This window comes from Rubellimicrobium sp. CFH 75288 (assembly GCF_009904055.1).
Lineage (GTDB): Bacteria > Pseudomonadota > Alphaproteobacteria > Rhodobacterales > Rhodobacteraceae > Rubellimicrobium.
The window spans coordinates 338,816-363,672 of sequence record NZ_WYDP01000005.1 but is presented as its reverse complement, the minus strand read 5'-3'; the positions used below and the strand labels follow the sequence as shown (position 1 = coordinate 363,672).

Sequence of the window (24,857 nt, the reverse complement as noted above, 5' to 3'; positions counted from 1 at the left end):
AGCACGACAGGAACGCAGATGGCATCGTCCAGCACCCTCGAGATCCACAACATGGCAGGCCACCTGATCCGGCGGCTCAACCAGATCTCCACCTCGGTGTTCCAGGACCGCATGCGGTCGGCGGGTTACGACCTGACGCCGATCCAGTTCGCGGCGATGAACGCGATCCACGCGAACCCGGGCATCGATCAGGCCAGCCTCGCGGGCCTGATCGCGCATGACAGGGCGACCATCGGCGGGGTCGTCGATCGACTGGAGGCCAAGGGGTTCCTGTCGCGCCGGGTCGGCCTGAACGACCGCAGGATCCGGGAACTCTCGCTCACGCCCAAGGGGGAAGCCGTCCTGGCCGAGACCACGCCCTTGGTGCGTGCGATGCAGGTCGACATGCTCACCGGGCTCAGCGAGGCCGAACGGCAGGAGTTCCTGCGTCTCGCGCGCAAGGCTGCCGAGGGCGGGAATCACCTCAGCCGCGCTCCGCTGGTGGCATAGCCGCGATCGGACCCGCCGATCGCTCCGTCGGCCGCCCGGCCGGCATCTGCACCGTCTGCGATCCGGGCGGGCGGTCCGGGACCATGGCGGAAGGGGTGGGATTCGAACCCACGGATGGTTGCCCATCGGCGGTTTTCAAGACCGCTGCAATCGACCGCTCTGCCACCCTTCCGGCCCCGGTGGTGATAAGGAGGCCGGCGGAGGATGGAAAGGGCGGCCTCAGCGCAGCAGCGCGCAGAGATGGAAGAACAGCGGGGCGGCAAAGATCACACCGCCCATTCCGTCGAGCACGCCGCCCTGTCCGGGGATCAGGTCGCTCCAGTCCTTGAGGCCGTGCTCGCGCTTGATGGCCGACAGCGCCATCGTGCCCCCAAGCCCCATGGCCGACCCCGCCCCCGCCAGAAGCGCCGCCTGCCAGACCGGGAACGGCGTGAGCCAGGCCAGCGCGCCGCCCAAGGCTGTCCCCGCCGCCACGCCGGCGCCGACCCCGGCCCAAGTCCGGCGGTTGATCTCGGGCGCGATGAGCGGGCCGCCGAGGCGCCGGCGCGCCACCGCCTCGGTCAGTTCGGCCCCCTGCACGGTCAGGATCAGGAACGCCACGAGCAGCACCGCCGCCTCGCCCGCGCGGGCCGGGTCGAGCGTGAGAAGGGCCGGCACATGGCTCAGCCCGTAGACGCAGGTCATCAGCGCCCATTGCGTCTCCGCCACGCGGGTCAGGAAGCGGCGCGGACTGCCGCCCAGCGCCGACAGGACCGGCAGGATCAGGAACACGTGAACCGGGATGAGCACGGTGAAGATCGCCGCATAGCCGAGACCCACGAACAGGAACTGGAGCGGCAGGATCAGAAAGAACGCGAGCGCCAGCGCCGCGTGATCCTCGCGTGCCTTGGCGGTATAGGTGGCAAACTCGCGCAGCGCGGCGAAGCTCGCCAGCGCAAAGAGCAGCACGAGACCCGGCCGCCCCGCCAGAAGCGCCAGGCTGAACAGGGCGGCCATGATCCACCACGACCGGATGCGGGCGTTGAAGGTCTCGACCCCCGCGGCGTGCTGGCCCGCAGGGACGCGCGCCCGCAGGCTTTCCCCCAGGGCGGTCAGGGCGGTGAGGATGGCGAACACGCCCAGCGCCAGCAGGACGATCTCGGTTGTCGTGGTCATGCCGCCTCTCCGTTGGCCGGTCGCAACGCCAGAAGCGCCGCCGCCGCACGGGCGAGAAAGGCGGCGCGGTCCTCGCCGGGCTCCAGGCGGACAGGCGCGCCGAAGGTCACGGTGGCGATCAGCGGCAGGGGAATCACCTCGCCCTTGGGCATGATCGCGTTGAGGTTGGCGATCCAGGTCGGAACCAGCTCGACCTGCGGCCGCTCGAGGGCGATCGAGTGCAGGCCCGCGCGAAAGGGCAGAAGGGGCTCGGGCCCCATGTTGCGGTTGCCCTCGGGGAACAGGATCAGCGAATGCCCCTCGTCCAGCGCTCCGAGGATGGCAGCCATCGGGTCCTCCGTCCGCGCCTCGCGGCGCCGATCGATCAGGACGGCGCGGAACACCTCGGCGCCGAAGAAGGCCCGGAGCCGCGTGCGCAGCCAGTAATCGGCGGCCGCGACGGGGCGCGTGCGCGCGCGCAGCGCCGGCGGCAGGGCGGCCCAGATCATCGGCATGTCCGCATTGGAGGTGTGGTTGGCGAAATAGACGCGCTGGACGGGCAGGGGAGCGACGCCGCGCCATTCGGCGCGCACCGCCGTGACCGTTCTGGCAAACACGACGATGGCCTGCCCGCACAGGCGGGCGAGCAGGCGGCGGGCTCTGTCGGTCCATGACATGCCCCCATCCTTGTCCAAGTGCGGGAGGGGCGACAAGCGCGGTGCCTCAGCGCTCCGGCGGTGCACCTCCCTCGAACACCGTTTCCCCGCGCAGGTCCAGTTCCGCCTCCTGCATCTCGAGGTGCAAGCCGGTGCCCCGATAGGGGTGCGCGCGGGCCAGCGCCTCGTCCACCTCGATCCCGAGGCCGGGGGCGTCGGGAACGGGGATGTGGCCGTCCTCGACCCGGATCGACCCCTTGATGAGCGCGTCGTGGAAGGGCGTCTCGATGGTCTCGGCCATGAGCGCGTTGGGGATGGCGGCGCAGAGATGGACATTGGCAGCCCATTCGACCGGGCCGGCATAGAGGTGCGGCGCCATCTGGGCGTTGTGCGCCTCGGCCAGGGCGGCGATCTTGCGCGCCTGCCACAGCCCGCCTGCCCGCCCCAGCGCGGGCTGGAGGACCGCCGCGCCCGCTCGGAGGGCGTGGGCGAACTCGGCCACCGTGGTCAGCCTCTCGCCGACCGCGACCGGGGTGCGGAGGCCACGCGCGACCGTGGCGAGGCTCTCGAAGTCGTCGGGGGGAACCGGTTCCTCGAACCACAGCGGCGAGAAGGGCTCGATCGCCGCGCCCATGCGCAGGGCGCCGCCGGTGGAGAACTGGCCGTGCGTGCCGAACAGGAGGTCCGCGCGGTTCCCCACCGCCTCGCGGATCGCGCGGCAGAAGGCCGTGGAGCGGGCGAGGTCCGGCATGGGCGGCATGTGGCCCGAGCGGATCGTGTAGGGGCCGGCGGGGTCGAACTTCACAGCCGTGTAGCCGCGCGCCACCGTGTCCTCGGCAGCCTCGGCCGCCTGATCGGGGTCGGCCCAGAAGGCGGGCATGGCGTGCGTGGCCCGCGTCGGATAGAGGTAGGTGTAGGCGCGGATGCGATACGAGACGCGCCCGCCCAGGAGAGCGTGGACGGGCCGGCCCCGGTCCTTGCCGACCATGTCCCAGCAGGCGATCTCGAGACCCGAGAAGGCACCCATCACGGTGAGGTCGGGCCGCTGGGTGAAGCCCGAGGAATAGGCGCGGCGGAACATCAGCTCGACGTTCTCGGGGTTCTCGCCCTCCATGTGGCGTTCGAAGACGTCATGGATGACGGCGCGCATCGCCTCGGGACCGACGGAGGAGGCGTAGCATTCGCCCCAGCCGGTCACGCCGGTGTCCGAGACGAGCTTGACGAGGATCCAGTAGCGCCCGCCCCAGCCGGGCGGGGGCGGTGCGGTCACGATGATGTCGAGATCGGCCAGCTTCATGTCCGCGACCTTCGGCGACCCGCCCCGGCCTGGACCGTCCGAAGGCGACCCCTCATGTCGCGGGCAGCGGTCGGGGGGCCGTGCTGCGCCAGACGAGCCAGAGGCTCGCCCCCATCAGCACCGCGCCGAGCAGGAACGGCGCCCCGAGCAACCGCCCGCCGGGGATCGCCGCACCCCAGGCGAACACCCCCGCCATGACGAGCGGCCCGATCATCTGCGCGGCCGAGCGGGCCGAGGCGACGACGCCCAAGGCCTCGCCCTGCGCGTCCTCGGGGGCAAGGCGCGAGACGCGGCCCTGCAGGATAGGCAGCATCACCTCGCCCAGGGCCGAAACCGGGCAGAGCAGGATGGCGAGCCACCCGCCCCAGGGCGTGGGGGGCAGGACGGCGAAGACGACAAAGAACGCTGCCGTATAGGCGAGGGAGACCAGAAGCGCCCCCCGTTCCCCGAACAGGCGCAGGTAGAGCCGCACGCCGTAGGCCTGCACCCCGATCGCCGCCACTCCGAAGGCGGCAAGCGAGATCCCCGTCTGCAGCGGCGTCCAGCCGAAGGCCGCCTTGCCCCAGTAGGGCCAGACCACAACATAGGACAGGAACGCGAGCTCCACGAGAAAGAGCACCAGGAGCAGCATCCCCACGCCGCGCAGGCGGCCTACCGCCCGCATGGCGCCGAAGGGGTTGACGCGGTCCGCCGTCAGGCGGCGCCGGCGCTCGGGCGTCACCGTCTCGGGCAGGGCCCACCAGCCGAAGGCGAAATTCGCCGCCGCCAGCGCCGCCGCGGCCCAGAAGGGCGCGCGCGGTCCCCATTCCCCCAGAAGGCCCCCGATCACGGGGCCCAGGATGAAGCCGCCCATGAAGGCCGCGCCCAGATAGCCGAAGGTCTGCGCGCGCCGTTCGGGCGGGGCCCAGTCGGCCGCCACGGCGTTGCAGGTGGCATGGGTGGCCGCCGTGATCCCGGCCAGCAGGCGCAGCGCGAGCAGCACCCATATGGAGGTGGCCAGCGCCGCGGCCACGTAATCCGCCGCCATGACCGCCAGCGACAAAAGCAGCACGGGCCTGCGCCCGAAGCGGTCCGACAGGGCGCCCAGGACCGGCGCGCAGAGGAACTGCATCGCCGCATAGGCCGTGGCGAGCACGCCCCCCCAGATCGCCGCCCCCCCGATGTCCACCCCGCGCAGCTCGGCGATCAGGTCCGGCATGACGGGATAGACGATCCCGATGCCCATCGCGTCGAGAAACAGGGTGGCGAGGAGGAAGGGCAGCGGGTTCATGCGCCGGGCCTAGGCCGCGCGCGGGGGCGGGGCGCGTCCGTTCGCGACCTGTGCCTGCCGCGCTCAGCCCGCGCGGGCCCGGCAGAGGTCGAGCCAGGCGCGCAAGGTGGCGAGCGATTCGGCCTCGTCCAGAAAGGGGACGTGGCCGCGCCCCGGCACCTCGGCCGCGATCAGGTCGGGCCGGTGCGCACGCATGGCGGCAAGGGTCCCGGCCGACAGGATGTCGGACGCCTCGCCGCGCAGGGCGGCGAGCGGCAGCCCCTCGAGCGCGTCGAAGAGCGGCCACATCTCGCCCGGCGCGGGCGCGGCCAGGAACGCCTCGCGCAGGCGGGGATCGTAGCGCAGGCGCAGCCCCTCGGGGACCGCCTCGTAGTGGTTGCGCGCCTCGTGAAGCCAGCGGGCGAAGGGCACGTCGCGGAAGCCCGGCGAGAGGCGGGCACGCGCGGCGGCGGCCTCCTCGTGGGTCCGCGCGGCGGGGCGGCGGCCCAGATAGGCCTCGATTGCCGCGAGGCCCGCGCGCTCGATCACCGGGCCCACATCGTTGAGGGCGACGCCGAGCAGGCGGTCCCCCGCACCCCCGGCCGCGACCGCCATGGCCACGATCCCCCCGCGCGAGGTGCCCAGCACGGCCGCCCGCCCGATCCCCAGCGCGTCGAGCAGGGCCAGCACGTCGGCCGCCTCCTGCGCGACGGTGTAGGTCTCGGGCCCCGTCCAGTCCGACCGCCCCCGCCCCCGCGCGTCGAGCCGGATCAGGCGCACCCCGGACAGGTGCGGAGCCAAGTGGTCGAAATCCCCCCCGTTGCGCGTGAGCCCCGGCAGGGCGAGAAGCGGCAGGCCCCGACCCTCGTCGGTGAAGAAGAGCCGCGCGCCGTCGCGGGCCCGCGCAAAGGGCACGGCCGCGCCCTCAGGCGTGGATGGCGCCGTCCCCGCAGGCCAGCGCCGCCTCGCGCACGGCCTCGGAGAAGGTGGGGTGGGCGTGGCAGGTCCGCGCAAGGTCCTCGGCCGAGGCGCCGAACTCCATGGCGACCGCGACCTCGTGGATCAGGTCGCCCGCCATGGGGCCGACGATGTGGGCGCCGAGGATGCGGTCGGTCGCGGCATCGGCGAGGATCTTGACGAAGCCCTCGCCCTGGAAGACGGCCTTGGCGCGCCCGTTGCCCATGAAGGGGAACCGGCCCGCCCGGTAGGCGCGTCCCTCGGCCTTGAGCGCCTCCTCGGTCAGGCCCAGGGTCGCGACCTCGGGCGTGGTGTAGATGACGGACGGGATGACGCCGTAATTCACGTGCCCGTGCCGGCCGGCGAGGATCTCGGCCACGGCCATCCCCTCGTCCTCGGCCTTGTGGGCGAGCATCGGCCCCTCGCGCACGTCGCCGATGGCGTGGATGCCCCGGACCGAGGTCTCGTAGCGGGCATCGGTGGCGATCTGGCCCCGCGGCGTCATCTCCACCCCCAGCGCCTCGAGCCCGAGGCCCTTGACGAAGGGCTTGCGCCCGGTGGCGACGAGGACCACGTCGGCCTCGAGCGTGGCAGGCTCGTTGGACTTGCGGGGCTGGTGGGTGACGACCGCGCCGCCGTCGTGCCGCTCGACCGACCGGACGGCGGTGCCGAGGACGAACTTCAGCCCCTGCTTCTGGAGAAGCCGCTGGAACTGCTTGCTTACCTCGCCGTCCATGCCGGGGGTGATCGCGTCAAGGTATTCGAGCACCGTCACCTCGGCGCCGAGGCGGGCATAGACCGACCCCATCTCGAGCCCGATCACGCCCGCGCCGATCACGGCGAGGCGGCGGGGGATCGCCGGAAGCGCGAGCGCGCCGGTGGAAGAGACGACCACCTCCTCGTCGAGGGAAACGCCGGGGAGCGTGCTCGCCTCCGAGCCCGTGGCGATCACGATGGCCCTGGCCTCGTGGGTGGTCTCGCCCACGGCGACGCGGCCCGCCTCGGGGATGGAGGCCCAGCCCCTGAGCCAGTCGATCCCGTTCTTCTTGAACAGGAACTCGATGCCGCCCGTGTTCTGGGCGATCACCCCGTCCTTGTAGGCGAGCATGGCCGGCCAGTCGACCTCGGGCGGAGCGACCCGGAGGCCCATCCGGGCGAAGTTCGCCTGCGCCTCGTGAAGCGAGTGGGTCGCGTGCAGGAGCGCCTTGGAAGGGATGCAGCCCACGTTGAGGCAGGTGCCCCCCAGCGTCTCGCGCCCCTCGGCCACGGCGACGCGGAGGCCGAGCTGCGCGGCGCGGATCGCGCAGACATAGCCGCCGGGGCCGGCGCCGATCACGATGAGGTCGTACTGAGCCATGACAAAGCCTTCAGAACAGGGCGACGAGGAGCATGAGGCCCGTCGCGGCGAAGCCCACGAGCCAGATCACCGAACGCCAGGGATTCCAGCCCAGCAGATAGGCCGGGATATAGAGGAGCCGCGCGAGCAGGAAGGCCCAGGCCGCAAGCGCCGTCAGCCCCGAGGCCGAGCCGGTGGCCGTCACCGCGAAGACGGCGATGGCGAAGAGCAGCAGCGCCTGCTGGTGGTTCTGGGAGGCGCGCTCGGCCCGGCCCTCGTAGGCGTCCTTGGGCTGCGGGCGCGGCTTGTCGCGGGGCGAGGCGTTCCAGTCGCGCCCCTCGCGCGTGCGGTTCAGCAGATAGCCCGTGATCCCGATATGAAGGAACTGGACCAGGGCGGCGAGGATCAGGACGACGATCTCGGTCACGTCACGCGAACTCCAGGAAGGTGGCGGTCATGGGCCCGCCGAAGCCGCCCTCGCGCCGGAGCCATTCCTCGGCCAGGGGGCGGTCGTTGGCCTCGAGGAGCAGGAGCACCCGGCTGCGCGCGTCCGCGTCGCGCCAGATCTGGAGAAGGGTCAGCCCCGCCTCCATCCGGCGCGGTGCGTCCGCATCGAAGGCGCGCCGCCAGCCCTCGTAGTCGGTCGTGTCGATCTGGCAGAGGATCTGCATGGCGTCACAGGTCCATCAGCAGCCGGCGCGGGTCCTCGAGCGCCTCCTTGACGCGGACGAGGAAGGTCACGGCGCCCTTGCCGTCCACGATGCGGTGGTCGTAGCTCAGCGCGAGATACATCATGGGCCGGGCGACGATCTGGCCGCCGACGACCACGGGCCGCTCCTGGATCTTGTGCATCCCGAGGATGCCGGACTGGGGCGGGTTCAGGATCGGCGAGGACATCAGGCTGCCGTAGACGCCGCCATTGCTGATCGTGAAGGTTCCGCCCTGCATGTCGGCCATGGCGAGCTTGCCGTCGCGGGCGCGGGCGCCGAGCTCGGCGATCTCCTTCTCGATCCGGGCGAAGCTCTTGTCCTGCGCGTCGCGGACCACGGGCACCACGAGGCCCGTGGGCGTGCCCACGGCCACCCCCATGTGGACGTAGCGCTTGTAGACGATCTCGTCGCCGTCGATCTCGGCGTTGACCTCGGGCACCTCCAGAAGGGCGTGGACGCAGGCCTTCACGAAGAAGGACATGAAGCCCAGCTTGACCTTGTGCTTCTTCTCGAAGGCGTCCTTGTACTCGGCCCGGAGCGCCATAATCGCGCTCATGTCGGCCTCGTTGTAGGTCGTCAGCATCGCTGCGGTGTTCTGCGCCTCCTTGAGGCGGCGGGCGATGGTCTGGCGCAGGCGCGTCATGCGCACGCGCTCCTCGCGCGCGGCATCCTCGGCCGGGACGGGGGCGCGGGGCGCCTGGGCGGGCTGGGGCGCGGGGCGCGGCGCCTCGAGGGCGCGCAGGACGTCCTCCTTCATCACCCGGCCGTCGCGGCCCGTGCCCTCGACCGCATCGCGGGACAGGTCGTTCTCGGCCATCAGGCGGCGGGCGGAGGGGGCGTCCTCCACGTCCGCGCGGGGGGCGCGGGCGGCCTCGGCCGGGGCCTCGCCGCCATGGTCCGCACCGGGACCGGTCGGCGCGGCCTCGGGCGCGGGCTTGTCGGCGGGCTTGTCGGGGGCGGGGGTTGCCGCGGCCTCGCCCTCGGCGATGGTGGCCAGAAGGGCGTTGGGGCCGACCGTCGCGCCCTCGGCGGCAACCAGCTCTCCCAGCGTGCCCGAGGCGGGGGCGGGCACCTCGACCGTGACCTTGTCGGTCTCGAGCTCGCAGAGCATCTCGTCGGCGGCGACGGCGTCGCCCGGCTTCTTGAACCAGGTGGCGACGGTCGCCTCCGTGACGCTCTCGCCCAGGGCGGGCACGCGGACCTCGATCGTCATGTTCTCAGTTCCCCTTGATGGTCAGCGCCTCGTCCACGAGGGCGTCCTGCTGCTGCTTGTGGCTGGAGGCGAGGCCTGTGGCGGGACTCGCCGAGGCGGCGCGGCCGACATAGGCGGGCCGGCGCGTGGCGGCCTCGATCCGGCCGAGCACCCATTCGAGATTGGGCTCGATGAAGCTCCACGCCCCCTGGTTCTTGGGCTCTTCCTGGCACCAGACCACCTCGGCGCCCTTGAAGCGGCTGAGCTCCTTGACGAGGGACATGGCCGGGAAGGGATAGAACTGCTCGACCCGCAGCAGGTAGATGTCGTCGAGACCGCGCGCGTCGCGCTGCTCGAGCAGGTCGTAATAGACCTTGCCCGAGCAGAGCACGACGCGGCGGATCTCGGCGTCGGGGCGCAGGCGGAACTGCGAGTTGCCCTTCTCCGCGTCGTCCCAGAGCACCCGGTGGAAGGAGGAGCCGGTGGTGAAGTCCTCGGCCCGCGAGACGGCGAGCCTGTGGCGCAGGAGGCTCTTGGGCGTCATCAGCACGAGCGGCTTGCGGAAGTTGCGGTGCAGCTGCCGGCGCAGGATGTGGAAGTAGTTGGCCGGCGTCGTGCAGTTGGCCACGATCCAGTTGTCGCCCGCGCTCATCTGGAGGAACCGCTCGAGCCGCGCGGAGGAATGCTCGGGGCCCTGCCCCTCGAATCCGTGGGGCAGGAGCATCACGAGGCCCGACATGCGCAGCCACTTGGCCTCGCCCGAGGAGATGAACTGGTCGAACATCACCTGCGCGCCGTTGGCGAAGTCGCCGAACTGCGCCTCCCACAGCACGAGCGCGTTGGGCTCGGCCAGCGAGTAGCCGTATTCGAAGCCGAGGACCGCGAATTCGGAGAGCATCGAATCGATGACCTCGTAGCGCGCCTGCCCCTCCGCGATGTGGTTGAGCGGGAAATAGCGCTCCTCGGTCTCCTGGTGGATGAAGGCCGAATGGCGCTGCGAGAAGGTGCCGCGGATCGAGTCCTGCCCGGCAAGGCGGACGGGGAAACCCTCGAGCAGCAGCGAGCCGAAAGCCAGCGCCTCGCCCGTGGCCCAGTCGAAGCCCTCGCCGGTGGCGAACATCCCGCGCTTGGCCTCGAGCAGACGCTCGATCGTGCGGTGCAGCGCAAAGCCCTCGGGCACCGTGGTCAGAGCGCGGCCGATCCGGGACAGGGTCTCGGGGGCGATGGCGGTGCGGCCGGGGTCGTAGGCGCTGTCGCTCTGGCGGTCCAGATGGGCCCAGCGCCCGTCGAGCCAGTCGGCCTTGTTCGGCCGGAAGGTCTTGCCGGCCTCGAACTCCTCGTTGAGGCGGGCCTGGAACTGGGCCTTCATCTCCTCGACCTCGCCCTCGGGGATCAGCCCCTCGCGCACGAGGCGCTCGGAATAGAGGGTGAGCGTCGTCTTCTGCCGCTTGATGCGGTTGTACATCGCGGGGTTCGTGAACATGGGCTCGTCGCCCTCGTTGTGGCCGAACCGGCGGTAGCAGAAGATGTCGATGACCACGTCCTTGCCGAAGCGCTGGCGGAACTCGGTGGCGACCTTGGCGGCGTGGACCACCGCCTCGGGGTCGTCGCCGTTGACGTGGAAGATCGGCGCCTCGACCATCAGCGCGATGTCGGTCGGATAGGGCGAGGAGCGCGAGAAGTGCGGGGCCGTGGTGAAGCCGATCTGGTTGTTCACCACGACATGGATGGTGCCCCCGGTCCGGTGGCCCTTGAGGCCCGACAGGCCGAAGCATTCGGCCACGATCCCCTGACCCGCGAAGGCCGCGTCCCCGTGCAGCAGGATGGGCAGCACGCGCCGCCGCTCGGTGTCGGCGCGCTGGTCCTGCTTGGCGCGCGCCTTGCCGAGGACGACGGGGTTGACCGCCTCGAGATGCGAGGGGTTGGCGGTCAGCGACAGGTGCACGCTGTTGCCGTCGAACTCGCGGTCCGACGAGGCCCCGAGATGGTACTTGACGTCGCCCGATCCGTCCACGTCGTCGGGCTTGAAGGAGCCGCCCTGGAACTCGTGGAAGATGGCGCGATAGGGCTTGCCCATGACGTTGGCCAGCACGTTGAGCCGGCCGCGATGGGGCATGCCGATGACGATCTCCTCCACCCCCAGCGCGCCGCCGCGCTTGATGATCTGCTCCATGGCGGGGATCAGCGCCTCGGCGCCGTCGAGCCCGAAGCGCTTGGTGCCGGTGTACTTGACGTGGAGGAACTTCTCGAAGCCCTCGGCCTCGACGAGCTTGTTGAGGATCGCCTTGCGGCCGCGCTGCGTGAAGGTGATCTCCTTGCCGTAGCCCTCGATCCGCTCCTTGAGCCACTGGGCCTGTTCGGGGTCGGAGATGTGCATGAACTGGAGCGCGAAGGTGCCGCAATAGGTGCGGCGCACGATCTCGAGGATCTGGCGCATCGTCGCATGCTCGAGCCCGAGCACGTTGTCGATGAAGATGGGCCGGTCCATGTCGGCGGCGGTGAAGCCGTAGGAGGCGGGGTCGAGCTCGGGATGGGGCTTGACCTCGCGCATCCCGAGCGGGTCGAGATCGGCGATCAGGTGGCCGCGGATGCGGTAGGCGCGGATCAGCATGAGCGCGCGGATGGAGTCGAGCACCGCCTGGCGGACCTGCGCCTCCGACAGGCCCACGCCCCCCGCGGCGGCCTTCTCGCGCAGCCGGTCCTCCGCCCGCCGGGCGGCGGCCGGCGCCTCGTCCCACTGGCCGGTCAGGGCGGCGAGGGTGTCGTCCGCGGGCACGGGCGGCCAGTCGGCCCGCGCCCAGGACGGACCCGCGGGCGCCGGCTCGCGCAGGGCGTCGAAGAAGGCGCGCCAGGACTCCTCCACGGAGGAGGGGTCCGCCTCGAAGCGGCGGTGCAGCGCCTCCACATAGGGGGCGTTGGCCCCCTGGAGGAAGGAGGAGGCGCGGAACTGGTCGTTGGACGGCTGGTCGGTCATGGGATCACCTCGGGCGGAAGGTGCGCAGGGGGAGAGATGGCAGGAAAGGGTTAACGATGTGTGAGGGCACCGCGCGCACCGGGGCCGTTTCGTGCAACGGGCTTGGATGTGGCGCGCGGGCCACGCGAATCAAAGGGGGTGTCATGCGGAACCCCCTGCAGGACGGGCGAGGATGCGGACCGAATCGTACTTGCGCGCCGGCGGGGCCAGCCCGCTCAGCGCGAGCAGGAGCGCATAGCGCCAGCGCGCGCCGCCCCGGCCGCAGCCCAGTGCGGCGCCGATCCGCGCCTGGGCGTCCCGCCAGTCGGGGCCGAACTGGCGCGCATAGCCCCAGAACGCCGTCTCCTGCGGGTGCCAGCCGGTGTCGCGCAGAAGCGCCTCTAGGCTCCGCGGGGTGAAGAAGTTGACGTGCCGCGGCACGTCGAGCCAGTGCCAGGAGGCGGCGAAGATCCGTGCTCCCCAGCAGGCATTGTTGGGCACCTCGACCACCAGGCGGGCCCCCGGCGCGGCCAGAGCGCGCAGGTTGACGAGCGCCGCGGCCGGGTCGAGGCAATGCTCGAGCACGTGCAGAAGCAGGATGGCGTCGAAGGGCCCCCGCAACCCCTCGGGCGGCGCCTCGGCCGTGCCGGACCGGACGGGGATGCCCGCCGCCTGCGCCCGCGCGGCGGCCTCGGGGTCGGGCTCCACCCCTTCGACGCGATGGCCGAGACCGGCAAGCAGGCGCAGCGTCGCGCCGTCGCCGCACCCCATCTCGAGCACCCGCAGGGGCGCGGGCCCAAGCGCGGCGCTCCACCAGGCGGCATCGGCCTCGGCCCCGCGGTCGAGCCGCCAGGCCGCATGCCGCAGCGCCCGGGCCGGTCCGGCGAGGGGCGGGGCGGCCTCGCGCGCGCCGTGGGTGTAGTAGTCGGGCACCGCATGGTGGTGCGCGGCCTCCTCGGGCGTGGGGCGGGGCAGGATCTGGCCCCAGCCCTCGGCCTCGCGCCAGTGGAGCCTCCATCCCCCCTCGGGCCCCGCCGCGTCCGGGCGGCGCCAGTCGCGGAGCACGCGCAGGCGGACCGGATCGGCCGGGGTGAGGGGGGCAAGGCTCATCGGGACATGGCCTCCCGGACGGCGCGGCCCAGCTCGGCCGGGCTGTCGGCGACGGTGATGCCGGCCCGCTTCATGGCCTCGATCTTGGATTCGGCGTCGCCCTGGCCGCCCGAGACGATGGCGCCGGCATGGCCCATGCGGCGGCCCTTCGGCGCGGTGCGGCCGGCGATGAAGCCCGCGGTCGGCTTCCAGCGCCCCGCCCGCCGCTCGGAGGCGAGGAACTCGGCCGCCTCCTCCTCGGCGGTGCCGCCGATCTCGCCGATCATGATGATGGCCTCCGTCTCGGGGTCGGCGAGGAACATCTCGAGGATGTCGATATGCTCGGTCCCCTTGATCGGGTCGCCGCCGATGCCCACGGCGGTGGACTGGCCGAGGCCCACATCGGTGGTCTGCTTGACCGCCTCGTAGGTCAGCGTGCCCGAGCGGGAGACCACCCCCACCTTGCCGCGCGAGAAGATGGAGCCGGGCATGATCCCGATCTTGCAGGCGCCGGGGGTGAGGATGCCGGGGCAGTTCGGTCCGATGAGCCGGGTGCCGGACCCCTGCAGCGCGCGCTTGACGCGCATCATGTCGAGGACGGGGATGCCTTCGGTGATGCAGACGACGAGGGGGATGCCGGCGTCGATCGCCTCGAGGATCGAGTCGGCGGCGAAGGGGGGAGGGACGTAGATGGCGGAGGCGTCCGCGCCCGTGGCCTCGCGCGCCTCGCGGACGGTGTCGAAGACGGGCAGGCCCAGATGGGTCGATCCGCCCTTGCCTGGCGTGACGCCGCCCACCATGCGCGTGCCGTAGGCGATGGCCTGTTCGGAGTGGAACGTCCCCTGCGAGCCGGTGAAGCCCTGGGTGATCACGCGGGTGGTCTCGTCGACGAGGATGGCCATGGATGCTCCGGTCAGGACAGGGGGGCGTCGGGCGCCGCGGCGCGGCTGGCCCAGGGGATGCGGACAAGCGCCGCGCGGCCCGCGGCCAGGCGCGGCAGGGCGGCGAGGACGGTCAGTTCGGCCGCGCCGCGGCGCAGCGCCTGCCGCCAGGGGCGCGGGCGGCGGGGCGGAGGCGGCGGGGCGGCGGGGTCGTCGGTCTGCTCGACCAGGGCGGGCGCGACCTGGTGGATGCGGAGCCCGCGCGCGAGGGGCGAGACGGCGGGGTTGAACAGCAGATGGTCGGCTGGCAGGTCGAGCGGGCGGTGCGCGAGGATGCGGCGCGCGGCGTCGCGCGTGACGAGATAGCCCGCGCTGCCCGAATGGCGCGACCGCAGCCGCCGGATCTGTCGGCCGCGATGGACCCGTCCGGGCCGGTCCATCACCAGGATGAGCCGGGGATCGCGCCAGCGCTCGATCTTCACGAGATCGGCCCCCGGCGGCCACCAGGACAGGTCCCCGAGCCACAGGGGGAGGTCGTCGGCGATCAGCGCGTCATCCTCGAGCACGCAGAGATGCCCCGCGGGGCCGTCGAGAAAGGCCGCGAGCGCATCGAGATGGGACAGCAGGCATCCCTTCGCATGGGCGTCGAGCGCCCCCCAGGGGCCGCGGTCGGGCAGGGCGGCGAGCCGCGCGGCGCAGGCCGGGTCGCGCCCGTCCACGCCCCCCCAGCCCGCGGCCGAAAGGCCCAGGCGGTCGAGCTGCGCCTCGAGACGGGCGCGGCGCGTTTGGGCGCGGGCGAGGTGGATCACCCGGATCTCGGCGCAAGGGGCGGCGGCTGTGCGCATGGGACGGTCAGGCGGCATCCGGGGGCGGGGGATAGAAGGCGCCGAGCAGCACGTAATCGGGCCCGGCATGGCGCAGCAGCGCCGCGCGCGCGGCCGGCGACAGGGGCGGAGGCGCGGGCGAGGCATTGCGGTGCGGCAGGCGGATCTCCTCGCCCGCGCGCGCGGACAGGTCGCGCTCGAGCCGGGGGATCTCCTCCAGGCGGTAGAGCGCGTCGAAGCGGTCGAGCGAGGGGCCGAGAAAGACCGAGAACGGGTCGGTGTGGTGGCGCACGAGATGGAACCGGCGCCGGTATTCGGCGAGGTGGAGCGCGAAATCCTCGAGGCTGGGCCGCACCGGCAGCGCCCCGGCCGTCCCGCGCCGCTCGGCGAGGGCCGCAAGCCTGTCGGCCTTGTCGGCATAGGCCGAGACGAGCCGGCGCAGCGGATCGCGCAGGATGGCGAAGGTCCAGTAGCCCCGCAGCCCGTCGAAGGTGGCGTCGTCCACCGGCGTGGTGGGATGGACGGCCTGGATGTGGCGGCCCCCGTGTCGCGCCCGGCGGAAGGGGCGCCCCGCGATCAGCCGGTGCATCGCGAACTTGGCCGAGGTGCAGGCGACCTTGGGCACCGGAAAATAGGCGATGCGCAGCCGCTCGCAGATCAGGGGCATCGGGCGCCCTCCCGCTGGCGCGGGGCGGAGAGGCGGGGCGCTCTCACCCCCGCACCGCCGCCACGATCTTGGCGGCCGCGTCTGCGAGATCGTCGGCGGCGATCACGTTGAGGCCCGACTCGCGGATGATGCGCTTGCCGATCTCGACATTGGTGCCTTCGAGCCGGACGACGAGGGGCACCGACAGGCCGACCTCCTGCACGGCGGCCAAGATGCCCTCGGCGATGATGTCGCAGCGCATGATGCCGCCGAAGATGTTGACGAGGATTCCCTTCACGTTGGGATCGGCGGTGATGATCTTGAACGCCTCCGTCACCTTCTCGCGCGTGGCGCCGCCGCCCACGTCGAGGAAGTTGGCGGGCTCCGCCCCGTGGAGCTTGATGATGTCCATGGTCGCCATGGCGAGGCCCGCGCCGTTGACCATGCAGCCGATCTCGCCGTCGAGCGCGATGTAGTTGAGGTCGAACTTGGAGGCGGCAAGCTCCTTGGGGTCCTCCTCGGACTCGTCGCGCAAGGCGAGGATGTCGGGCTGGCGCCAGAGGGCGTTGTTGTCGAAGCCCATCTTGGCGTCGAGGCACCTGAGGTCGCCCGAGGTCGTGACGATCAGGGGGTTGATCTCGAGCATCTCCATGTCGCGCTCGGTGAAGAGGCGGAAGAGCGTGCCCATCAGCGCCACGCATTGCTTGACCTGCGCCCCCTCGAGCCCGAGGGCGTAGGCGATGCGGCGGCCGTGGAAGGGCTGGTAGCCGGTGGCGGGGTCCACGGTGATCGTGAGCACCCGTTCGGGCGTGCGGTGGGCCACCTCCTCGATGTCCATGCCGCCGTCCTGCGAGCAGACAAAGGCGATGCGCGACGTGCCCCGGTCCACGAGCAGCGCGAGATAGAGCTCGCGCGCGATGTCGGAGCCCTCCTCGATATAGACGCGGCCCACCTGCTTGCCGGCGGGACCGGTCTGCTGGGTCACGAGGGTGCGCCCGAGCATCCGGCGCGCCTCGGCCGCCGCCTCCTCGACCGAGCGGGCCAGGCGCACGCCGCCCTTCTCGCCCGCATCGGCCTCGAGGAAGCGGCCCTTGCCGCGGCCGCCGGCATGGATCTGGGCCTTGACCACCCAGACGGGGCCGTCGAGCTGGCCGGCGGCGGTCTTGGCCTCCTCGGCGCGCATGACGACGCGGCCGTCCGAGACGGGGGCGCCCGCGGCGCGAAGAAGGGCCTTGGCCTGGTATTCGTGGATGTTCATGGGCGGTCCCGGTTCTGGCTCGGGCGCGTCTTTAGGACAGGGCGGCCGCGCCGCACAGGGGGTTTCACCCGGCGCCCGGCCGAAATCCGCCATCCGCGATCACAGGCAGAAATGGCGTGATCACAAAGGAGGCGCTCAGTTCAGCACGAGGGCGTAGAGCACCGAATCACCCCGGACGAGGGCATGAAAGAGCGCGAGGTTGCGCCCGTCGGCCACCGTTCCCTCGCGCAGGTAGGGCAGGAGCACCGCCCCCTGCACCAGCCCGGCCAGGTCGATCTCGGGCGGGTTCTCGAGCAGAAGGGCAAGGTCGAGCCCCGCACCGGGCTCGAGGCGCCAGAAGGGCACGAGCCGGTCGCCCCGCAGGACCGCCTCGGCATCGTCGAGGACGGCCAGCCAGAGCTGGCCCGTCTCGGGCGGAAAGGGGAGGGGCAGCACGGAGGTCTGGGCCTTGTTGGGAATCCATTCCCGGTCGTTGTCCGTCTCGCGCGCCACGAGGCGCCAGAACCGGCGGTTCTGCGCGATGGCGGCCAGAAGATGGTCGCGCGCCGCCCGGCTGCGCGCGGGATCGGGCCGCCCCTCGATCACCCCGATCGCGGCCGCCACAAGATCGGCCATGTCGCCGAACTGGTCGTCGAGCCCTAGGGCCCCGGAGGAGCCCAGCGCCGTCAGGGCGGCCCGCGTCTCGACCACCCGGGCGATGGGGGGCGTGGGGTCGAGCGCGAGCACGGCCTCGCAGACGGCGCCGAGCAGATGGGCGTAGGCCAGCAGCCAGGCCGCATCCGCCGTGTCGAAGCGGACCGGGAGGCCGTCCGGCGCGCCGCCGAGCATCGCGCCGGCCACGTCGAGCAGCCCCTCGCCCGGGCCGCGGGCGCCGTCGTCGTCGATGTCGAGCCAGATCGCGCCAAGGTCGATCTCGACCGCGACCGCGTCCGCGTCGTCGATCCGCCCGAGCGCCTCGCGCGCGCGGGCCAGCTCCCCGGCGGCGGAGACGAACACCGTCTCGATCAGGGCCGGGTCGAACGGGCCGGGATCGGGGTTGGGCGGGATCGGCAGGCGCAGAAAGGGCAGATCGGCCATGGCGAGCGCGTCGGCGCCCGATCCGCCCTGCCAGCGCAGCTGGAGCGCGCGCTCGGCGGCCGCGAGGACGCGCAGCCCGCCCAGCGCGAAGAGGTCGGACGGACCAGGATCGGGCCGGGCGGCCAGGGCCTGCTCGGCCAGGCCGATGCCGCGGCCGATCAGCCGGGCGAGATCGTCGTCCGCCGCATGCGCGGACGGGGCGGACAGACCGAGAGACAGGGCGAGGAGGAGGGGCGCGCGCATGGCTGGCTCCGGGCGGCGGGTGGGGGCACGGCGATCCTGCGCCGCCGCGGACGCGCCGCCAAGCGCGATCGTTGCGCGCTCAGATGGCGCCCTGCCAGCGTTCGCGCATCCTCTGGCGCCAGCGCGCCCAGCGGCTCAGGCCGGCGGGCTTGCGCGTGGGGTCCACGGGGCCGAGGTCCAGATGGGACCGGATCGTCCGGTCGGTGGACAGAAGCGAGCGGATCTGCTCGAGCTGGGTCGGGTGGAGCAGTTCGGCCGGATCGAAGGGCTGCTCCGGATCGCCGGGCGGCTGCTCGTGCAGGGCCGGCCAGTGCAGCAGGCGGGGCGCGGCATAGCTGGCGCTGCCCCGGCCGAGCCGCATGAAGGGACCGAGGAACATGACGTTGTACTCGGCCGGCAGGATGTGCATCCGCAGCGTCCCGCGGTAGAGCAGGACGCGCAGCATGGCCTGATCGAAGCGCTGCTTGCCGTCGTGGACCCGACGCCGCCATTCCTCCAGGAACGCGTCCGTGGCGGGGTTGCGGCGGACGGCCATGAACCCGCCGTTGAGCTGGGGAAAGGCGGCCGGAACCTCCTCGCCGGGGATCTGGTGGCGGGGACGCTGGTCGTTGCGCCGCTGTTCGGCCGTGAGCGCGATGTCGAACCGGTCGAGCACGTCGAACACGTCGTCGAAGGGCGCGAGCGGGATCACGTCCGCGTCGAGATAGAGCGTGCGCTCGAAGCGCGAGCGCAGCAGCGCCTCCATCTTGGGCCGGCGCGACCGGCGCTCGAGCGGATATTCGCGGTCGAAGACCGGATCGCCGGGCGGCGCGTCGGCAAAGAGGTCGATGGCCGCGTCGGGCACGACCCGGCGCAACGACCGCGCCGCGCGCCGCGCGAGCGTCAGATAGGCCGGACCCGTGACGGCGAACACGTAGCCGCGCGAGGCGGCCGGTGCCGCCTCCGCCCCCGAGGGCTGCGCATCGGGGGGGGCGGGCGCGGTCATGCGAGAGCGGGCTCGATGCCCTTGCAGGCCGCGACGAGGCCCCGGACGGCCTCCACGGAGCGGGCGAACATGGCCTGCTCGGACTCGTCGAGGGCGATCTCCACCACCTTCTCGATGCCGCCGGCGCCGATCACGGTGGGCACGCCCACATAAAGGTCGCTGACCCCGTACTGGCCCGACAGGTGGGCGGCGCAGGGCAGGACGCGCTTCTGGTCCTTGAGATAGGCCTCAGCCATCTCGATGGCGGACTGGGCGGGGGCGTAGAAGGCGGAGCCCGTCTTGAGCAGGCCCACGATCTCGGCCCCGCCGTCGCGGGTGCGCTGCACGATGGCGTCCAGCCGCTCCTGCGTGGTCCAGCCCATCCTGACGAGGTCGGGCAGCGGGATGCCCGCGACGGTGGAGTAGCGCACGAGGGGCACCATCGTGTCGCCGTGGCCGCCCAGCACGAAGGCGGTCACGTCGCGCATGGAGACGCCGAACTCCACGGACAGGAAGTGGCGGAACCGCGCGGAATCGAGCACGCCCGCCATGCCGCAGACCCTGTGGTGCGGCAGGCCGGAAAACTCGCGCAGGGCCCAGACCATCGCGTCGAGCGGGTTGGTGATGCAGATGACGAAGGCGTCCGGCGCATGGTCCCTGATCCCTTCGCCCACGGCCTTCATGACCTTGAGGTTGATGCCGAGGAGGTCGTCGCGGCTCATGCCGGGCTTGCGCGGCACGCCCGCGGTGACGATGCACACGTCCGCGCCGGCGATGTCCTCGTAGGAATTGGCGCCCTTGAGCACGGCGTCGAAGCCCGCCGAGGGACCGGACTGGGCGATGTCGAGCGCCTTGCCCTGGGGCGTGCCCTCGGCGATGTCGAACAGGACCACGTCGCCCATCTCCCTGAGCGCGGCGAGGTGGGCGAGGGTGCCGCCGATCTGTCCGGCGCCGATCAGGGCGAGGCGGGGTCTGGGCATGGCGTCTTCCTTGGGCAGGGGCGCGGGTCACGCCCGTGCCTAGCCCCGCCGACCCCCTCGTGCAAGGGCGCCGCCCCGCTGGTGGCGCTCCGGCTCAGCCGGGGGGCGGTTCGGCCCCCCGCGCCGACAGGTCGAGCACGAGGCGGCTGCCGCCGCCATCGGTGGGCAGCACGCGCAGCCGTTCGGCGCCGACCTCCACCTGCTGCGCGCCCAGACCCCAGAGCCCGCCCACGGAGACCACGAGCCGCTCGGTCTCGCCCTCGGCCGCGACATGCACGGCGCTGATGCGGCCCACCTGGTCGAGGCGCAGATCCTCGGCCCGGACGGGCTCGCCCCAGCGGGGCACCGGGTCCTCGGTCGCGTAGAGGACGGCGCCCACGAGCGCGTCGGGCCCTTCGGCGGGCGGCGCGTCGGTCGCGGGATAGGGAAGGGCGAGGGCCGCGAGCGCGAACGCCGCGGCCGGCAGGGCCGGCAGGTCCATGGTCGGGTCTCCGTCTGGCCGGGCGGAGCGATGCCCGGCGCCTGGGGATAACTGCGCCGCCGCCGTCGGGTTCCGCCCGATCGGCGGTCCCGACGATCTGTCAAGCACCCTGATCGGAGACGGGCAGGGGCTCGCTCACCTGTTCCCAGAAATGCCCGGAGGCGACCATGCAGGTGGGCCCACCCGGCTCGGTGACGGTGATGGTCCAGCTGCCCGTCTCCGGCGAGGCGAACATCTCGACGACGCTGTTGGCGGCATCCAGCGCGATGGCCTGGCGGCTCTCGCCCCAATGCTGGGCGAGGTGGCGCACCATCGTCGCGTGATCGGCACAGGACAGGGCCGCCGCCGGCAGGGGCACAACCGTCAGGACGGGAGCCAGCAGGAGGAGGGCAAGGGCGGGCGGACGCAGCATGGGTCGATCCTCGATGGGGCTGCGGCCGGAGGCGCGGACGGATGGCGGGGTCCGGGCCCGGACCGGCGCAGCGGGGCCGCATCGGCCCGCCGGGGGGCCCGGTCTGCCGACCCAACGACCGGAGCGGGCGAATCGTTGCAGCCGACGGGCGGACGCGCGATTCTGCCGAGCGCGGCCGGGGAGCGGCAGGGGGGCGGGCATGGCGTGGCTGATCCTGGGACTGGGCCTCTGGTCGGGGGCGCATCTGTTCAAGCGGCTGGCGCCGGAGACGCGCGCGCGGCTGGGAGAGCCGTTCAAGGGGGTGGTGTCCGTCCTTCTGGTCCTGTCGATCGTCCTGATGGTGGTGGGCTATCGGGGGTGGACGGACGGCGCGGTCTTCTGGGGGCCGACGCCCGCGACGGTGGGGATCAACAACCTGCTCGTCCTGGTCGCCTTCTACCTGTTCGCGGCTTCGGGGATGAAGACCTGGGTGGCGCGGCGCTGGCGGCATCCGCAGCTCACGGCAGTCATCCTGTGGGCGGGGGCGCATCTTCTGGTCAACGGCGATGCACGCGGGCTGGTGCTGTTCGGGGGGCTGGGGCTCTGGGCGGTGGCGGCGATCGCGCTGATCGAGTGGCGCGCACCGCGCTGGACCCCTCCGGCCGGGCCGGGCTCGGCAGGGCGGGAGATCGGTGCGGCGGTCGGGGCCCTCGCGGTGTATCTGATCGCGGGCCAGATCCACGGCTGGCTGGGGCCGTGGCCGTTCGGAGCGGTCTGAGGCTCAGGCTTCGGCTTCGAGCGCGAGCGCGCCGGGGCGGGCGAGATCGTCGGTGCCGAGCGGGCGCTCGGGTCGGGCGAGGCGGGGGCGCACGACCCAGACGAGGTCCTGCGTGGTGCGCGTGATCGCCACATAGGCGAGGCGCTTCCAGAGCGGCTGGCCATCCTCCACGCGGCCCGAGCGCATGGCGGCATAGAGGTCGGGGGCGAAGACCTGCACCCGGTCCCATTGCGAGCCCTGGGCCTTGTGGACGGTGACGGCGGCGCCGTGCACGAAGCTCGCGCCCATCTGGGCGGCGGAGGGAAGAAAGGGCGCCTCCTCGCCCTCGGCCTCGATGCGGATGATGGAGGCGGCGGAGACCTGCGGCTCCTCGGCGCCGACGACGTGGAGGCGCGAGAAGCCGGGGCGCCGGCCGGGGCCGAGATAGATGACCTGCGCGCCCTTGACGAGGCCGCGCGCCTCGAGATCGATGCGCTTGCGGCGATGCCGGAGCGGCAGCTCGATCCCGTCGCAGACGAGCGGCTCTCCGGGCAGGAGCGCGTCGGCGGGCGCCTCGAAGGCCGCGCGCCAGGCGTGGATCAGGCGGATCCGGGTGGCGTTGCGCCACACGAGCATGGGCGAGCGCGCCATCAGGTCCGCGTCGGCCCGCTCGGCCACGGCGATGCGGGGGTCGCGCGCGGCCGCCTCGCGCAGCAGCGCCTCGAAGGCGGCGAAGTCCACCCGGTCGTCGGCCAGCGCCTCGGCGAGATCCAGGATGGGATTGCCCGCCTCCTGCCGGTGGATGCGGTCGAGGTGGCGGCGCGCCCGGGCGGGGAGCGCGTCGAAGACCATGCCGCCGCGTCCCTGGACCGGGGGAAGCTGGGCCGGGTCGCCGAACAGGATCAGGGTCGGAAAGATCGCGCGCAGGTCGTCGAGGGCGCGGGCGTCGAGCATGGACGCCTCGTCCACGAGGCCGATGTCGAGCGGCTCCTCGCGCCGGGTCCAGCCGGTGATGAAGTCAGACCCCCTGAGCCCGGCGGCGGCCAGCGCGGCCGGCACCGATCCGTGGGCGGCGAAGCTCTCGGCGGCGCGGTCGAGCTGGGCGTCGGAGAGGGCGCCGGCGGAGGGGCGCGTGCCGCCGCCGGCGAGCCATTCGGCGACCTTCTCGTAGGCGGGGTCGTAGACGGGGGTATAGAGGATGCGATGGATCGTGGTCGCAGGCACGCCGCGGGCGCGCAGGACCGAGGCCGCCTTGTTGGTGGGGGCCAGGACGGCGACGCTGCGGCCGCGTGCGCGGCGGCCGGCCCAGTCGGGCTGGACGGGCTGGACGCCCGCGGCGCGCAGGGCCTCGCAGAGGGCGGCGAGGAGGAGCGACTTGCCCGAGCCCGCCCGGCCGGTGATGGCCAGCACCTCGCCCTCGCGGTCGGGGTCCGCCTCCTCGGCGGCGGGCGCGTCGAGGTCGAGCCCCGCACGCGCGAGCAGAGCGGCGGCGGCGGCCCAGGCAGCCTGCTGGTCGGGAGACAGGGGCGGCGGCATGGCGGCGTCCTACAGGGCGGGGCCGGGCGCGGCCAGAGGGCGTCAGCCGCGCAGGGCCTGGAAGGCGGCGGAGGCGGCCCAGCCCGCGGCGAGCGCGATCAGGAGCGCGAGCACGCCATACTGGACCGGCTCGCGCCGCGAGAGGTTGAAGAGCCACCGCTCGATGCCGACCTTGCGCACGGAGATCGCGGTCTCGAAGGTGTCCACCACCGCCCCCTCGCGGGTGAGGAAGATGCGCGTGGCATAGCGCCCCTCGGTCAGCGTGGCGGGCAGGGTGACGCGGGTGCGGAAGAGCGTCTGCTCGGTGAAGGTGACGCCGCCCTCGAGCATCTGGTAGGAACCCTCCTCCGTGCGGATGCGGATCAGCGCCTCGATGTAGGAGTCGCGGTCGATCACCTCGTTGCCCACGGCGCGGATCGCGCGGGGGATGGAGATGGAATGGCGCAGATCCTCCGTGTCGCTGAGGATCTCGGACAGCGGGCGGGTGGTGGCGACGGCGTAGAACGAGGGCGCCTGGTCCACGCGGACGGCGCTGGCGTTGATCCAGATGCCGAAGCGCCGCTCGGCCCGGCGCACGGTGAGCGGGCGCATGGGTCCCGAGACGGTGACGATGACGTTGAGGGGCGCAGCCTCGGGGGGCGGGCCCTCCTCGCGCCGGACGGCCCCGAAGATCAGGATGTCGCGGCCGTCGAAGGTGGCCGTCAGCGCGACCTGATCCTCGGACAGGCCGAGGACGATGCGCTCGGCCGCCGCGGGCAGCGCGCAGAGGAGCAGGAGGAGGACGAGGGCGAGCCGTCTCATCGGCCGGTATCCAGCGAATAGGGATCGGCCGGCGGCAGCAGCAGCGAGAGCGCAAGCTGGGCGCAGACGGCAAGGACGAGCAGCGCGAGCAGCAGGCGCAGACGCTCGGGCCGCAGGCGGGTGCCGAGGCGCGCGCCGGCCTGGGCGCCGATCACGCCGCCCACGATCAGCAGCAGCGCGAGCAGGATGTCCACCGTCCCGTTGGTGATCGCGTGCAGGAGCGTGGAAAAGGCGGTGACGAAGATGATCTGGAAGGTGGAGGTGCCGACCACGACGCGGGTGGGCATGCCGAGCAGGTAGATCATCGCGGGCACGAGGATGAAGCCGCCCCCCACCCCCATGATCGCCGACAGGATGCCGACCGCGACCCCCACGACGACCGGCGGGATGACCGAGATGTAGAGGCCCGAGACGCGGAAGCGCATCTTGAGCGGCAGGGCGTGAACCCAGAAGTGCCGCCGCCTCTGGGGGGGGGCGCCCGCGCGCTCGCGCAGGGTGGTGCGGAGCGCCTCCCACAGCATGAGGCTGCCGACCGATCCGAGGAACACGACGTAGGAGAGCGTCACGAGCAGGTCCACCTGCCCGCGCGCGCGCAGGGCGTTGAAGATCCCGATCCCCAGCGCCGAGCCGACAAGCCCCCCGGCAAGCAGCACGAGCCCCATGGGGATGTCCACCGTGCGGCGGCGCAGATGCGCGAGCACTGCCGAGAAGGAGGAGGCGACGATCTGGTTGGCCGAGGTCGCCACCGCCACGGCGGGGGGGATTCCCACAAGGAACAGGAGCGGGGTGATCAGGAACCCGCCGCCCACGCCGAACATCCCCGACAGCAGCCCGACGAGCCCGCCGAGACCCAGAAGCAGGATCGCGTTGACCGAGACCTCGGCGATGGGGAGGTAGAGCTGCATGGACGCCCTGCGGGGGGGGTGGCGCCCCTTTGAAGCATCCCGGCGCGACCG

At 72.6% G+C, this 24,857-nt stretch carries 25 protein-coding genes and 1 tRNA gene; 2 read left to right on the top strand and 24 right to left on the bottom strand.

Annotation, left to right across the window (positions count from 1 at the left end; all coding sequences use genetic code 11):
* Positions 1–18: 18 nt before the first annotated feature.
* Entirely contained in the window at positions 19–489 is a 471-nt protein-coding gene (locus GT358_RS07450) for a MarR family winged helix-turn-helix transcriptional regulator (protein ID WP_166581959.1), read from the top strand.
* An 84-nt stretch (positions 490–573) separates the two neighbouring features.
* On the opposite strand, the gene GT358_RS07445 is transcribed toward GT358_RS07450, so the two are convergent.
* From GT358_RS07445 to GT358_RS07345, 21 genes are all read right to left on the bottom strand, one after another.
* Positions 574–661: transfer RNA gene (locus tag GT358_RS07445), tRNA-Ser, on the bottom strand.
* Between the two features lie 47 nt (positions 662–708).
* The gene (locus GT358_RS07440; RefSeq protein WP_166581958.1) at positions 709–1,644 is read right to left on the bottom strand and encodes a phosphatidate cytidylyltransferase; all 936 of its coding nucleotides are present in this window, start codon (positions 1,642–1,644) and stop codon (positions 709–711) included.
* Entirely contained in the window at positions 1,641–2,300 is a 660-nt protein-coding gene (locus GT358_RS07435; protein ID WP_166581957.1) for a lysophospholipid acyltransferase family protein, read from the bottom strand. The genes GT358_RS07440 and GT358_RS07435 overlap by 4 nt, the downstream gene beginning before the upstream one ends.
* A gap of 46 nt (positions 2,301–2,346) precedes the next feature.
* Positions 2,347–3,576, bottom strand: coding sequence for a mandelate racemase/muconate lactonizing enzyme family protein (locus GT358_RS07430; RefSeq protein ID WP_166581956.1), 1,230 nt, complete (start codon positions 3,574–3,576; stop codon positions 2,347–2,349).
* Positions 3,577–3,628: 52 nt separating this feature from the next.
* A complete protein-coding gene (locus tag GT358_RS07425; RefSeq protein ID WP_166581955.1) occupies positions 3,629–4,846 on the bottom strand; it encodes an MFS transporter in 1,218 nt (405 codons plus the stop codon).
* A 63-nt stretch (positions 4,847–4,909) separates the two neighbouring features.
* On the bottom strand, positions 4,910–5,740 hold the full coding sequence (locus GT358_RS07420) for an alpha/beta fold hydrolase (protein WP_166581954.1): 831 nt from the start codon (positions 5,738–5,740) through the stop codon (positions 4,910–4,912).
* A 10-nt stretch (positions 5,741–5,750) separates the two neighbouring features.
* Positions 5,751–7,139 carry a dihydrolipoyl dehydrogenase gene (gene lpdA / locus GT358_RS07415; RefSeq protein ID WP_166581953.1) on the bottom strand — a complete coding sequence of 463 codons (1,389 nt, stop codon included), beginning with the start codon at positions 7,137–7,139 and terminating at the stop codon, positions 5,751–5,753.
* A 10-nt stretch (positions 7,140–7,149) separates the two neighbouring features.
* Entirely contained in the window at positions 7,150–7,545 is a 396-nt protein-coding gene (locus tag GT358_RS07410) for an MAPEG family protein (protein WP_166581952.1), read from the bottom strand.
* Between the two features lies 1 nt (position 7,546).
* Positions 7,547–7,789, bottom strand: coding sequence for a hypothetical protein (locus tag GT358_RS07405; RefSeq protein WP_166581951.1), 243 nt, complete (start codon positions 7,787–7,789; stop codon positions 7,547–7,549).
* Positions 7,790–7,793: 4 nt separating this feature from the next.
* Positions 7,794–9,041, bottom strand: coding sequence for a 2-oxoglutarate dehydrogenase complex dihydrolipoyllysine-residue succinyltransferase (odhB, locus tag GT358_RS07400; protein WP_166581950.1), 1,248 nt, complete (start codon positions 9,039–9,041; stop codon positions 7,794–7,796).
* A 4-nt stretch (positions 9,042–9,045) separates the two neighbouring features.
* A complete protein-coding gene (locus GT358_RS07395) occupies positions 9,046–11,994 on the bottom strand; it encodes a 2-oxoglutarate dehydrogenase E1 component (RefSeq protein WP_166581949.1) in 2,949 nt (982 codons plus the stop codon).
* 141 nt (positions 11,995–12,135) lie between these two features.
* On the bottom strand, positions 12,136–13,083 hold the full coding sequence (locus GT358_RS07390; protein WP_166581948.1) for a class I SAM-dependent methyltransferase: 948 nt from the start codon (positions 13,081–13,083) through the stop codon (positions 12,136–12,138).
* Positions 13,080–13,964 carry a succinate--CoA ligase subunit alpha gene (gene sucD / locus GT358_RS07385; RefSeq protein WP_166581947.1) on the bottom strand — a complete coding sequence of 295 codons (885 nt, stop codon included), beginning with the start codon at positions 13,962–13,964 and terminating at the stop codon, positions 13,080–13,082. The genes GT358_RS07390 and sucD overlap by 4 nt, the downstream gene beginning before the upstream one ends.
* Before the next feature lie 11 nt (positions 13,965–13,975).
* Positions 13,976–14,788, bottom strand: a complete 813-nt coding sequence (locus GT358_RS07380; RefSeq protein ID WP_166581946.1) for a glycosyltransferase family 25 protein — start codon at positions 14,786–14,788, stop codon at positions 13,976–13,978.
* Positions 14,789–14,795: 7 nt separating this feature from the next.
* The gene (locus GT358_RS07375) at positions 14,796–15,434 is read right to left on the bottom strand and encodes a sulfotransferase family 2 domain-containing protein (RefSeq protein WP_166581945.1); all 639 of its coding nucleotides are present in this window, start codon (positions 15,432–15,434) and stop codon (positions 14,796–14,798) included.
* Between the two features lie 43 nt (positions 15,435–15,477).
* Entirely contained in the window at positions 15,478–16,671 is a 1,194-nt protein-coding gene (gene sucC / locus GT358_RS07370; protein WP_166581944.1) for an ADP-forming succinate--CoA ligase subunit beta, read from the bottom strand.
* A 135-nt stretch (positions 16,672–16,806) separates the two neighbouring features.
* Positions 16,807–17,991, bottom strand: coding sequence for a hypothetical protein (locus tag GT358_RS07365; protein WP_166581943.1), 1,185 nt, complete (start codon positions 17,989–17,991; stop codon positions 16,807–16,809).
* A gap of 79 nt (positions 17,992–18,070) precedes the next feature.
* On the bottom strand, positions 18,071–18,976 hold the full coding sequence (locus GT358_RS07360) for a putative nucleotide-diphospho-sugar transferase (RefSeq protein WP_166581942.1): 906 nt from the start codon (positions 18,974–18,976) through the stop codon (positions 18,071–18,073).
* Positions 18,973–19,935: a malate dehydrogenase gene (mdh, locus tag GT358_RS07355; protein ID WP_166581941.1), complete on the bottom strand. Its 963-nt coding sequence runs from the start codon at positions 19,933–19,935 to the stop codon at positions 18,973–18,975. The genes GT358_RS07360 and mdh overlap by 4 nt, the downstream gene beginning before the upstream one ends.
* 94 nt (positions 19,936–20,029) lie before the next feature.
* Positions 20,030–20,416 (bottom strand): hypothetical protein, encoded by a 387-nt coding sequence (locus GT358_RS07350; RefSeq protein ID WP_166581940.1) that lies wholly within the window; start codon positions 20,414–20,416, stop codon positions 20,030–20,032.
* 100 nt (positions 20,417–20,516) lie between these two features.
* Positions 20,517–20,828, bottom strand: a complete 312-nt coding sequence (locus GT358_RS07345) for a hypothetical protein (RefSeq protein WP_243730746.1) — start codon at positions 20,826–20,828, stop codon at positions 20,517–20,519.
* Between the two features lie 199 nt (positions 20,829–21,027).
* Here GT358_RS07345 and GT358_RS07340 point away from each other — a divergent pair, with 199 nt between their 5' ends.
* Positions 21,028–21,585, top strand: a complete 558-nt coding sequence (locus GT358_RS07340; RefSeq protein ID WP_166581939.1) for an NnrU family protein — start codon at positions 21,028–21,030, stop codon at positions 21,583–21,585.
* A 3-nt stretch (positions 21,586–21,588) separates the two neighbouring features.
* Here the strand turns inward: GT358_RS07340 and GT358_RS07335 are convergent, their stop codons facing one another.
* Genes GT358_RS07335 through GT358_RS07325 form a run of 3 tightly spaced genes read right to left on the bottom strand, consistent with a single transcriptional unit; the run spans position 21,589 to position 24,806 of the window.
* Positions 21,589–23,100, bottom strand: coding sequence for an AAA family ATPase (locus GT358_RS07335; protein WP_166581938.1), 1,512 nt, complete (start codon positions 23,098–23,100; stop codon positions 21,589–21,591).
* A 42-nt stretch (positions 23,101–23,142) separates the two neighbouring features.
* Complete coding sequence (locus GT358_RS07330) at positions 23,143–23,901, bottom strand: TIGR02186 family protein (protein ID WP_166581937.1); 759 nt, start codon at positions 23,899–23,901, stop codon at positions 23,143–23,145.
* Positions 23,898–24,806, bottom strand: coding sequence for a sulfite exporter TauE/SafE family protein (locus GT358_RS07325; protein ID WP_166581936.1), 909 nt, complete (start codon positions 24,804–24,806; stop codon positions 23,898–23,900). The genes GT358_RS07330 and GT358_RS07325 overlap by 4 nt, the downstream gene beginning before the upstream one ends.
* Between the last annotated feature and the right edge of the window lie 51 nt (positions 24,807–24,857).